Source organism: Streptomyces sp. NPDC007983 (assembly GCF_042958345.1).
Lineage (GTDB): Bacteria > Actinomycetota > Actinomycetes > Streptomycetales > Streptomycetaceae > Streptomyces.
The window spans coordinates 800,500-811,717 of record NZ_JBIBJI010000003.1; the positions used below are offsets into that span (position 1 = coordinate 800,500).

The window sequence follows — 11,218 nt, forward strand, 5'->3', positions numbered from 1 at the left end:
GAGCAACCCGGACAGTCTGCCATACGAGGCCCAGCCTCCGCGAATCGGCCCTGGAGCGTACCCCACGCCCCCGATCTTGAACCCTTCGGCGACCGGCTCTCTGTGATGTGACCCACAGTGGGCAACCCGGCCTCGCCCCCAACGCGTTCGGCGTGCGTGGATCACACGAAGGATCGGCTTCGAATCACGCGAGGGCGGCATGGCGGGCGGCGACTGGACCGAGTTCGAGGAGTTCGTCGCCGCCTGCGGGCCACGGCTGCTGCGGTCCGCCTGGTTCCTGACCGGCGACCGGCATCTGGCCGAGGACCTGCTGCAGAGCGCCCTGGCCCGGGTCTGGCCGAAGTGGGGACGGATCGCCGAGGAGAACCCCGAGGCGTACGTCCGCCGCACCCTGGTCCATCTGCACGCGTCCTGGTGGCGGCGGCACTGGCGGCGCGAGGTGCCCCACTCGGAGCTGCCCGAACCGTCCCCCCGGGGCGGCCCGGCCGGGCCGTATCCCCAGGTCGGGGAGGTGGACCAGGGGCGGACGATCATCGGGCTGCTGCGGCTGCTGCCCCGGCGGCAGCGCGAGGTCGTCGTGCTGCGCTATCTGGAGGACCTCAGCGTGGAGCAGACCGCCGCGGTGCTGGGCTGCTCCACCGGCACGGTCAAGAGCCAGGCGTCGAAGGCCCTGAGCACGCTGCGCACCCGATTACCCGGGCTCGATCCCGGGCTCGGGCCCGCCCCGGAGCCGGTCCGCGGCCGTGCCGCGCCGAAGTGAGGTGAGGACCGTGGCGATGAACGACGACGGCGCCCAGGAGCTGGCCCGCGCCGCGGCCGGGCTGCGGCGGCTCGCGGACGCCGACACCCCGCCGCTGACCGCGCCGGAGGACCGGATGGAGCGGGTACGGCACCGGGTGGTGCGGGCCCGCAGGCGGCGCACCGCGGTCGTGGCCGCCCCGATGGTGGTCGCGCTGATCGCGGGGGCGGTGTCGCTCGCCACCGGGCTGCGCGACGGCCGGACCGCCGGGCCCGGCGGCACCACCCCGGCCACGGCGCCCACCCCGGACCGGACGGCGACGCCGCGGAAGGTGCTGGAGCTGCCGGACATCGCGGGCGGCATGGACCTGCGGGTGTCCGTGCCCGGCGACTGGCGGGTGCCACAGCCGCGCCGCGTGGACGGCACGAGCGCACCGGCGAGCGAGACGTACGTCCTGGCGGGCCCGGCGGCGAACGAGACGTCGAGCACGGCGGCGAGCACGGCGGCGAAAACCCCCAGCACACCGAGCACACCGAGCACACCGGAGAGCACGGCGCCGACCGTCTCACCGAGCCCCGGCGGCACCGGGTGCGGCGCCCCGCTCAAGGCAGCCCTCTACGGTCCCGAGCTGTGCCTGCCGGTGACCCGGCTCCCGGAGAACAGCGCGCTGGTGCTGTGGCGCCGGGAGTCCTACGACCGGCCGGAGAAGAGGCTGCCCGTACGGCGGTCGGACCCCACCCCGGTCTGCCAGGACCTGGGCGGTACGGCCTTCCTGAGCCTGCGGCAGCCGCTGCCCGAGCACCCCGACAGCACGGTCGCCGCGTACGCCTGCCTCGCCTCCGCGGACCCCGCCCTCGTCGAGCACGTCAAGGACGCGCTCTCCTCGGCCCGCTTCTCCTGAGCCGGTCCACGCTTCCGACCCCCTTCCCCTGGAGCACCCCCGCCATGACCGTCACCGAACACCAGTCCGCCGAGCAGTCCGCCCGGCCCTCGCACCGCCGTTCGTCCCGGCGCCGCCGGCGGCGGCGGACGCCGGTGGTGCCGCTGCTGATCGGCGCGGCGGTGGCGTCCGCGGCCCTGCTGGCCGCCTACGTGGTGTTACCGGGCGACGGGGGCGGCGTACGGGCGGCCCCCGCGAACTCCCCGGCGGCGAGCCGGTCCCCGGCCGCCGACCACTCCCCCACCGCCGCGCCGTCGGCTCCGCCCTCCCGGTCCTCCCGAGACGCCGGACCCACGCGCCCCGCCGCGCCCACGCGCCCCGCCGCGCCCACCTCCCCCACCGGGACCGGCACGTTCATCACCGCGAAGGCGTCCGGCAAGGTGGTCGGTGACGGCGGCGCGGTGCGGCGGTTCAAGGTGCAGGTCGAGGAGGGCACGGGCGTCGACGCGAAGAAGGCCGCGGACGAGATATCCGCGGTCCTCGCGGACGAACGCGGCTGGACCAGGGACCGGAAGCACTCCTTCCAGCTGGTGTCCGGCGGCAGCTACGACTTCGAGGTGAAGATCGCCACCCCGGACACGGTCGACTACATCTGCGGGCAGGCCGGCCTCAAGACCCACGGCGAGGTCAACTGTGCCAACGGAACGCAGGTCATGGTGAACCTCAAGCGCTGGAACACCGGTTCGCCCGAGTTCGACGGACCCATCGGCGAGTACCGGGCGCTGATCATCAATCACGAGGTGGGCCACCGCATCGGCCACGGCCATGAGACCTGCCCCGGCCCCGGAAAGCCCGCCCCGGCGATGATGCAGCAGATAGACGGGCTGAAGGGCTGCGTCGCCAACGCCTGGCCCTACACCAGGGCCGGAAGGTACCTCGGCGGCCCCTCGGTCGCCTGAGTCGAACGCCGGGGTGGCGCGTTCGAGTTGTGACCGACGCCTCCCGGCTATCGGACAACCTTTGAAGATCATCGACCGTCCCCTATCACGTGGAAGCAGCCGGAGATTACGCGCTGCACAAGTGACAGGGTCACCAAATTGAACAGTCGATGGACTCTGCCCGCGCGCACGACACGCAGGCAGGCACTGGCCGCGGTGGCGGCCCTCGGCGCCGCCGCTGCCGCCGCCGGGTGCAGCGGCCGTCCCGGGGCTTCCGCCGCCCCCGCCACACCGGCCCGGACGACCAGCAGCCCGGGGGCCGCCGAGCCGTTCACCTCGGCGGCCGGGGACAAGCGGGCCACCCTGCTCCAGGTCATGGCCCACCCCGATGACGACCTGTACTTCATGAACCCCGACAACGAGCACGTCCTGCGCTCCGGGGTCCCCGTGGTGAGCGTGTACGTCACGGCGGGCGAGGCGTTAGGCCTCAACCGGGTGGCCGGGCGGCCGCTGCCGCCGCCGGACAAGGCCGCGTACTCCGCCGCCCGCCACCAGGGGCTGCGCCAGGCGTACGCGCAGATGCTGGGGCTGCACCAGTTCACGCCGTGGCAGCGGTCGGTGCTCAACCTGCCCGGGGGCGTCAAGGCGGAGACGAACGTGCTCGCCAACGGCGCCCGCCGGGTGCGGCTGATCTTCCTCAACATCGCCATGCTGTCCGAGGGCCACCAGCGCATGCCCGACCTGTGGGACACCCCGGGCACCGTCATGCGGACGCTGCTGGCCGAGGGCTCCCCGGTGGCGCACCCCAGTTCGTACGTCCACCAGACCCTCGTCGACGTGCTCGCCGAGATCATGGACCGCTACCGGCCCACGCTGATCCACACCCTCGACCCCGACCCCGACTTCCAGATCCACGACGCGCTGCACCCCAAGGACAACGACCAGCCCGGCTGTTCGGACCACCGGGACCACACCCCGGTCGCGCTGTTCACCTGGAAGGCGATCGCACAGTGGGCAGCCGAGTCCACCCGCCGGGACAAGCAGGCGCCGCGCTTCACCACCACGTCCTTCCGCGGCTACTACAACCAGCGCTGGCCGCACAATCTGCCGCCCGCCGTGCTGGCCCAGAAGGCGCGCGTCATCAAGGCGTACGGCGGCTCCCCCGAGTGGAAGTGCGGTGACGCCGCGGGCTGCGGCGACTACGGCCAGGGCGGCGCGCGGCCGCTGCTGAACCGCAAGGGCTGGATCCGCTCCACCCACTACCGCTACCCCAGCGCCCTGCCCACCCCCACCACCGACCGCGAGGGCCGCCTCGTCGCGTACGGGGTCCTCGGCACCCAGGCCGTCCGGTGGCGCGAAACCGCCCGCGGCAGCGGGCGGTTCGGGGCGCCGCTCGGGCTCGGCGGCGGGCCGCTGGCCCCCGCGCTGACCGCCGTGACGGACAGCGCGGGACGCCAGGTGCTGCTCGCGCTGCGGTTCGCGGCGCTGGACGGCCAGGGCGGGGCCAACCTGCGCGAGATCGTGGCGCTGGAACAGAGCCGCCCCGACGGGCCGTTCCGCGCCTGGACCGGGCTCGGCACCCCGGAGGCCAACCCGCAGCACGGCCGCCGCGTCGGCTGCCCCGCCGCGGTCGCCACCCCGGACGGAAAGATCCACCTCTTCGTACGGACCGCCGAGAAGGGCCTCGCCACCCGGGTTCGGGACGCGGACGGCCGCTGGGGCCCCTGGGAACGGCTCGGCGGCGCGGAGATCCAGGACGGGCTGACCGCCCTGGTCGACCGCGAGGGCCGCGCCCATGTCGTCGCCCCGGGCCGCGACACCGTGCACCACTGGTCGCAGGAACAGCCCGGAGGCCCCGTGACCCTGCGGCCCTCCGCCGGACTGCCCCGCCCCGGCGGCAACCAGATCGGCGCCGCGATCGCCCCCGACGGCTCGCTCTCGCTGATCTACCGCACCCCCGCGGCCACCGTGCCCGCCGTCCACGGCACGGAGAACCGCACGCTGCGGCACTTCGAGGGGTACGGGGCCATCGCCGCGCACACCGTGCCCGAGCCCGGCAAGGACGGCGACGACCACAAGGCCGCCACCCTGCTCCTGCTCGGCCGCGGCCTCGACGGCGACGTCCAGGTCCAGTGGGGCACCGGCCCCGGCGACCGCCCGCTGCGCTCCCCCGGCCACCTCACCCCGGTGGGCACCCCCGCCCTGCTGACCGACCCCGGCCAGGGAGCCTGCGTGGTGGGCATCGCGCCGGACGCCACCCCGTGGATCTGGCGCCCGCGCCCGACGTCCACGGCGTGACACAACCGCTGGGGCGCCCCCGGGCCGTTCACCGGGGCGCCCCAGCGGTGGCCGCGTAGGGAGTGTCAGCGGCGAGCCGCCGCCGTACGCCGCCGCGGGCGCTCGTCCTCGGCCTCGGCGTCGTCCTCGGCCTCGGCGGGCTCTTCGGGCTCCTCGTACTCCTCCTCGGGCTCCTGCTCCTGCTCCGTCTCCTCCTCGCCCTCGGCGTCGGCGTCGGCGTCCTCAGGCTCGTCGGGCTCCTCGTACTCCTCCTCGGGCTCCTCCTCGTACTCCACTTCCTCGTCGTCCTGCTCGGCCCGCGGCTCATCGGCCTCTCCCCCGGCCTCCTCGCCGTGCTCGTCCTCTTCCTCCGCCACGGCCGTCTCGTGGTCGACCACGACCTCGCCGTCCCGGATCTCGCCGCGCCAGCCGTCCGTGGCCTCGCCGCGCATCATGATGAACTTGCGGTAGAGCTTGAGGTCGAGCCGCGCCCGGCGGCCCTGGGCGCGCCAGATGTTGCCGGTCTTCTCGAACAGCCCCTTGGGGAAGTACTCCAGCACCAGCAGCACGCGGGTGAGGCTGTCGCCGAGCGGGTGGAAGGTGACGACGCCCTTGACGGTGCCCTTGGCGCCCTCGGTCGTCCAGCTGATCCGCTCGTCGGGCACCTGCTCGGTGACATTGGCCTTCCAGCTGCGCGTGGACTTGGCGACCTTCACCTTCCAGTTGCTGCTGGTGTCGTCGGCCTTCTCGACGCTGACGACGCCCTTGGCGAAGGTGCTGAACTCCTGGAACTGGGTCCACTGGTCGTACGCCTCGCGGACCGGCACCCCGACGTCGATGTCCTCGACCACCGTGACGCTCTTGGACTTGCCGCCGCCACTCTTGCCACGTCCCTTGCCGAACATGCCCTTGACCTTGTCCTTCAGCGAGTCCTTCAACGAGTCCTTCAGCTGGGAGGCCCCGGCCTTCAGCACGGCCTGGCCCGGCGGCTTGCCCTCGGCGAGCGCCTTGGTGCCCTTGGCCAGACCGCTGCCGAGTCCGGAGAGCGCGTGGCTCGCCCGGGCCTGTACGTAGCTCTGCAGCTCGTCCTTGAGGCGGTCCGCGGCCGGGCTGCGGACGATGTCGTCCTTCAGCTTGCCCAACGTGTCAGCCATTGCGGCCCCCGGCGGTCTTCCTGGCCGTCTTCTTCGTGGCCTTCTTCGCGGTCTTCTTCGCCGCGCCGGACGACGATGCGGCGGTCTTGCGCGCCCGGCCGGCCGGGGCCTTGGCCGACGTGGCCTGCGGCGCCTTGCGGCGTGGTGCCGGCGGTTTCCGCTCACTCTCCTCGTCGGCCGGTTCGTCGTCCTCCGGCTCCTCGTCCGCGTCGCGCGCGTCGCGCTCGTCGTCCGCCCCGCCCCGCAGGCTCAGCGTGCGGTCGTGCAGCGAATCGGCGAGGCCGTTCATGCGAGTGGACAGGGCCGAGGTCGCGGCCGTCCTGGCGGCACCCGCGAGCTCCTTGCGCGCCTGCGCGTTCAGGCCGCTCAGCAGCGGGGAGTCGGCGACCGCCCGGGCCAGCTGCTGCGGATCCAGGCTGATCTTCTTACCGGCGAGCAACATGCCCAGCCCGAAGGCGAGTTTCGCCTTCTTGGTACGCCCCAGGAGGTAGCCTCCCGCGACCGCCACCGCGATCTTGCCGTTGGTCATCATCCGTTCTCCCGAAGTCGAACTCAGCTTCGATACGGGAGGCCGGGTACCCACATACGGAAAAGCCCCACCCGCCGTATGAAGGCGAGTGGGGCTTCGTGCTCCGGGGAGCGTGCTCCGAAGAGCGTCAGGTCACTTGGTGATCTTGGTGACCTGACCGGCGCCGACGGTCCGGCCACCCTCACGGATGGCGAACTTCAGGCCCTCCTCCATGGCGACCGGCTGGATCAGCTGGACGGACATCTCGGTGTTGTCGCCCGGCATGACCATCTCGGTGCCCTCGGGGAGGGTCACAACGCCCGTCACGTCCGTGGTACGGAAGTAGAACTGCGGACGGTAGTTGTTGAAGAACGGCGTGTGGCGGCCACCCTCGTCCTTGGACAGGATGTACGCCTGGGCCTCGAACTCGGTGTGCGGGGTGACCGAACCCGGCTTGATGATGACCTGGCCGCGCTCGACGTCCTCGCGCTTGATGCCGCGGAGCAGCAGACCGACGTTCTCACCGGCCTGGCCCTCGTCGAGCAGCTTGCGGAACATCTCGATACCGGTGACGGTGGTCGAGGTCTTCTCGTTCTTGATGCCGATGATGTCGACGTTCTCGTTGACCTTCAGCACACCGCGCTCGATACGGCCGGTGACGACCGTACCGCGACCGGTGATGGTGAAGACGTCCTCGATCGGCATGAGGAACGGCTTGTCGACGTCGCGCTCCGGCTGCGGGATGGCGTCGTCGACGGCCTTCATCAGGTCGAGGACGGACTTGCCCCACTCGGCGTCGCCCTCGAGCGCCTTGAGCGCCGAGACCTTGACGACCGGGACGTCGTCGCCCGGGAACTCGTACTCGGAGAGCAGCTCGCGGACCTCGAGCTCGACGAGCTCCAGGATCTCCTCGTCGTCCACCATGTCGGCCTTGTTCAGGGCGACGACGATGTACGGAACGCCGACCTGGCGGGCCAGGAGCACGTGCTCCTTGGTCTGCGGCATCGGGCCGTCGGTGGCGGCGACCACGAGGATGGCGCCGTCCATCTGCGCGGCACCGGTGATCATGTTCTTGATGTAGTCCGCGTGACCGGGGCAGTCAACGTGCGCGTAGTGACGCGAGTCGGTCTGGTACTCGACGTGCGCGATGGAGATCGTAATACCGCGCTGGCGCTCTTCCGGCGCCTTGTCGATCATGTCGAAGGCCGAGGCCTCGTTCAGGTCCGGGAACGCGTCGTGCAGCACCTTGGTGATCGCCGCGGTAAGGGTCGTCTTACCGTGGTCGATGTGACCGATGGTGCCGATGTTGACGTGCGGCTTAGTCCGCTCGAACTTCGCCTTCGCCACTGGGGTCCTCCTGTGGAGTGGTTCTGTAACGCATCCGCGCTTTGCGAATGGGTTCAGTTGGTCTTACCGAACCGGCCAGGACCCCGAGGGGGATGCCCTTCGCCGTATTCGTATGGGGGCCGGCGGCCGGGGCCGTCATCGATCGCCACGGTGGACGATCTCCGACGGAACACCCGTTGCCTTTTGCTCCAGCCTAAACGGTGAGGAATGCGGATGAACCCGCCTTACTCGCCCTTGGCCTTCGCGATGATCTCCTCGGCGACGTTCCGGGGAACCTCGGCGTAGGAGTCGAACTGCATGGAGTAGCTGGCGCGGCCAGAGGTCTTGCTGCGCAGGTCGCCCACGTAGCCGAACATCTCCGACAGCGGGACCAGACCGATCACCAGCTTGGCGCCGCTACGGTCCTCCATGGACTGGATCTGACCACGGCGGGAGTTGATGTCGCCGATCACGTCGCCCATGTAGTCCTCGGGCGTCGTGACCTCGACCTTCATCATCGGCTCGAGCAGGGCCGGGCTGGCCTTGCGGGCGGCCTCCTTGAAGGCCATCGAACCGGCGATCTTGAAGGCCATCTCGGAGGAGTCGACCTCGTGGTAGCCACCGTCGAGAAGCACGACCTTGACGCCGGTCAGCGGGTATCCGGCGAGCACGCCGAACTCCATGGCCTCCTGGCAGCCCGCGTCCACGGACGGGATGTACTCCCGCGGGATGCGGCCACCGGTGACCTTGTTCTCGAACTCGTAGCCGTCGCCCTCGAGCGGCTCCAGCGCGATCTGCACCTTGGCGAACTGGCCGGAACCACCAGTCTGCTTCTTGTGCGTGTAGTCGTACCGCTCGACCGCCTTGCGCAGCGTCTCGCGGTAGGCCACCTGCGGCTTGCCGACGTTGGCCTCGACCTTGAACTCGCGCTTCATGCGGTCGACCAGCACGTCGAGGTGGAGCTCACCCATACCGGCGATGATGGTCTGGCCGGTCTCCTCGTCGGTCTTGACGCGGAAGGACGGGTCCTCCTCGGCAAGCCGCTGGATCGCGACGGCGAGCTTCTCCTGGTCGCCCTTGGACTTCGGCTCGATGGCCACCTCGATGACCGGGGCCGGGAAGTCCATGGACTCGAGGATCACCGGGTTCGACGAGTCGCAGAGGGTCTCACCGGTGGTGGTCTGCTTCAGACCCATGACGGCGACGATGTCACCGGCACCCACCGACTCGATCTCCTCACGCTTGTTCGCGTGCATCCGGTAGATCTTGCCGATGCGCTCCTTCTTGCCCTTCACCGAGTTCAGCACCTGGGTGCCGGCCGTCATACGGCCCGAGTAGACCCGGATGAAGGTGAGCTTGCCGAGGTGCGGGTCGCTCGCGATCTTGAACGCCAGCGCCGACAGCGGCTCTTCCTCGGACGGACGCCGCTTGATGACCTCGTCGGGGTCCTTGACCGAGTGGCCCTCGACCGCCTCGACGTCGATCGGCGACGGCAGGTACCGGACGACCGCGTCGAGCAGGGGCTGCACGCCCTTGTTCTTGAACGCGGTGCCGCAGAACACGGGGGTGACGGTCGTGCCGCCGCCCACGCCGGAGGCGATGGTGATGCGGCGGATCGCCGCGTACAGCTGCTCCACGGAGGGCTCCTCGCCCTCCAGGTACAGCTCCATCATCTCTTCGTCGTTCTCGGCGACGGTCTCCAGCAGCTTGCCGCGCCACTCGTCGGCGGCCTCGGCGTGGGTGTCCGGGATGTCGACGGTGTCGTACATCTCGCCCTTGGACGCCTCGATGTTCCAGACCAGCGCCTTCATGGTGACGAGGTCGATGACACCCTTGAAGTCGGCCTCGGTGCCGATCGGCAGCTGCATGACCAGCGGCACCGCGCCCAGGCGGTCCGTGATCATGTCGACACAGCGGTGGAACTCCGCACCGGTGCGGTCGAGCTTGTTGACGAAGCAGATCCGCGGAACGCCGTAGCGGTCCGCCTGACGCCACACGGTCTCGGACTGCGGCTCCACGCCGGCCACGCCGTCGAACACCGTCACGGCACCGTCGAGGACGCGCAGCGAGCGCTCCACCTCGACCGTGAAGTCGACGTGACCCGGGGTGTCGATGATGTTGATCGTGTGATCGGTGTTCTCAAGCGGCCAGTGACAGGTCGTCGCGGCCGACGTGATCGTGATGCCGCGCTCCTGCTCCTGCTCCATCCAGTCCATGGTGGCAGCGCCATCGTGGACCTCACCGATCTTGTAGCTCACACCGGTGTAGAACAGGATCCGCTCGGTGGTCGTCGTCTTGCCCGCGTCGATGTGGGCCATGATCCCAATATTGCGGACCTTGGCCAGGTCAAGTGAAGTGGTAGCCATAAGGCTTCAGTCTTCTCTCGGTCTCGATGGGGGTAGCGACTACCAGCGGTAGTGCGCGAAGGCCTTGTTGGACTCGGCCATCTTGTGGGTGTCCTCGCGACGCTTGACGGAGGCGCCGAGACCGTTGCTGGCGTCCAGCAGCTCGTTCATCAGGCGCTCGGTCATGGTCTTCTCGCGGCGGGCGCGGGAGTAGCCCACGAGCCAGCGCAGCGCGAGGGTGGAGGAGCGGCCGGGACGGACCTCGACCGGCACCTGGTAGGTGGCGCCACCGACACGGCGGGAGCGGACCTCGAGGGTCGGCTTCACGTTCTCCAGCGCGCGCTTGAGCGTGATGACCGGGTCGTTGCCGGACTTCTCGCGCAGGCCCTCCATGGCGCCGTACACGATGCGCTCGGCGGTGGAGCGCTTGCCGTTCAGCAGCACCTTGTTGATGAGGGACGTCACCAGAGGAGAGTTGTAAACCGGGTCGATGATGACCGGGCGCTTCGGGGCGGGACCCTTACGAGGCATTCTTACTTCTCCTTCTTGGCGCCGTAGCGGCTGCGAGCCTGCTTGCGGTTCTTGACGCCCTGCGTGTCGAGGGAGCCGCGGATGATCTTGTACCGAACACCCGGCAGGTCCTTCACTCGACCGCCACGCACGAGCACGATGGAGTGCTCCTGCAGGTTGTGACCCTCACCCGGGACGTAGGCGGTGACCTCGATCCCACTGCTCAGCCGGACACGCGCGACCTTGCGGAGCGCCGAGTTCGGCTTCTTCGGCGTCGTGGTGAACACGCGGGTGCACGTGCCACGGCGCTGCGGCGACCCCGCCAGTGCGGGAGTCTTGTTCTTCTCGACCTTGTCCTGGCGGCCCTTGCGGACCAGCTGCTGGATCGTAGGCACCGTTTCTCCGGTTTCTGTGTGCCAGTCTCGATAAAGCTAACCTGGGGTTTCTCCGACCCACGCGGTCGGGTGTGTCGCGCACCGCAGCCCCCTGCGAATGTCAGGAGAGTGCGAATTGTTGGTGTCGACACCTCGGTCCCCCGCGC

At 70.2% G+C, this 11,218-nt stretch carries 10 protein-coding genes; 4 read left to right on the plus strand and 6 right to left on the minus strand.

From position 1 onward, the window contains the following. The first annotated feature begins 199 nt into the window (after positions 1–199). From ACFZCY_RS12905 to ACFZCY_RS12920, 4 genes are all read left to right on the plus strand, one after another. Positions 200–760: a SigE family RNA polymerase sigma factor gene (locus tag ACFZCY_RS12905; protein ID WP_391171833.1), complete on the plus strand. Its 561-nt coding sequence runs from the start codon at positions 200–202 to the stop codon at positions 758–760. A 10-nt stretch (positions 761–770) separates the two neighbouring features. Next, complete coding sequence (locus ACFZCY_RS12910; RefSeq protein ID WP_391171835.1) at positions 771–1,640, plus strand: hypothetical protein; 870 nt, start codon at positions 771–773, stop codon at positions 1,638–1,640. 44 nt (positions 1,641–1,684) lie between these two features. After that, complete coding sequence (locus tag ACFZCY_RS12915; protein WP_391171837.1) at positions 1,685–2,578, plus strand: DUF3152 domain-containing protein; 894 nt, start codon at positions 1,685–1,687, stop codon at positions 2,576–2,578. A 138-nt stretch (positions 2,579–2,716) separates the two neighbouring features. Next, entirely contained in the window at positions 2,717–4,855 is a 2,139-nt protein-coding gene (locus ACFZCY_RS12920; RefSeq protein ID WP_391171839.1) for a PIG-L family deacetylase, read from the plus strand. A gap of 65 nt (positions 4,856–4,920) precedes the next feature. On the opposite strand, the gene ACFZCY_RS12925 is transcribed toward ACFZCY_RS12920, so the two are convergent. The 6 genes from ACFZCY_RS12925 to rpsL form a co-directional block, all read right to left on the minus strand. Beyond that, positions 4,921–5,988 carry an SRPBCC family protein gene (locus tag ACFZCY_RS12925; RefSeq protein WP_391171841.1) on the minus strand — a complete coding sequence of 356 codons (1,068 nt, stop codon included), beginning with the start codon at positions 5,986–5,988 and terminating at the stop codon, positions 4,921–4,923. Continuing rightward, positions 5,981–6,517 carry a hypothetical protein gene (locus tag ACFZCY_RS12930; RefSeq protein ID WP_391171843.1) on the minus strand — a complete coding sequence of 179 codons (537 nt, stop codon included), beginning with the start codon at positions 6,515–6,517 and terminating at the stop codon, positions 5,981–5,983. The genes ACFZCY_RS12925 and ACFZCY_RS12930 overlap by 8 nt, the downstream gene beginning before the upstream one ends. A 132-nt stretch (positions 6,518–6,649) precedes the next feature. Next, positions 6,650–7,843 carry an elongation factor Tu gene (tuf, locus tag ACFZCY_RS12935; RefSeq protein WP_009715889.1) on the minus strand — a complete coding sequence of 398 codons (1,194 nt, stop codon included), beginning with the start codon at positions 7,841–7,843 and terminating at the stop codon, positions 6,650–6,652. Between the two features lie 224 nt (positions 7,844–8,067). After that, positions 8,068–10,188, minus strand: a complete 2,121-nt coding sequence (gene fusA / locus ACFZCY_RS12940; protein WP_391171846.1) for an elongation factor G — start codon at positions 10,186–10,188, stop codon at positions 8,068–8,070. 39 nt (positions 10,189–10,227) lie between these two features. Beyond that, positions 10,228–10,698, minus strand: a complete 471-nt coding sequence (gene rpsG / locus ACFZCY_RS12945; protein WP_014178748.1) for a 30S ribosomal protein S7 — start codon at positions 10,696–10,698, stop codon at positions 10,228–10,230. A 2-nt stretch (positions 10,699–10,700) separates the two neighbouring features. Then, positions 10,701–11,072 (minus strand): 30S ribosomal protein S12, encoded by a 372-nt coding sequence (gene rpsL / locus ACFZCY_RS12950; protein ID WP_014054153.1) that lies wholly within the window; start codon positions 11,070–11,072, stop codon positions 10,701–10,703. Positions 11,073–11,218 lie beyond the last annotated feature (146 nt).

Coding starts and splice junctions, on each gene's coding strand:
- ACFZCY_RS12905 (WP_391171833.1), top strand. CDS start 200: ATGGCGGGCGGCGACTGGACCGAGTTCGAGGAGTTCGTCGCCGCCTGC.
- rpsG (WP_014178748.1), bottom strand. CDS start 10,698: ATGCCTCGTAAGGGTCCCGCCCCGAAGCGCCCGGTCATCATCGACCCG.
- fusA (WP_391171846.1), bottom strand. CDS start 10,188: ATGGCTACCACTTCACTTGACCTGGCCAAGGTCCGCAATATTGGGATC.
- ACFZCY_RS12915 (WP_391171837.1), top strand. CDS start 1,685: ATGACCGTCACCGAACACCAGTCCGCCGAGCAGTCCGCCCGGCCCTCG.
- ACFZCY_RS12930 (WP_391171843.1), bottom strand. CDS start 6,517: ATGACCAACGGCAAGATCGCGGTGGCGGTCGCGGGAGGCTACCTCCTG.
- ACFZCY_RS12925 (WP_391171841.1), bottom strand. CDS start 5,988: ATGGCTGACACGTTGGGCAAGCTGAAGGACGACATCGTCCGCAGCCCG.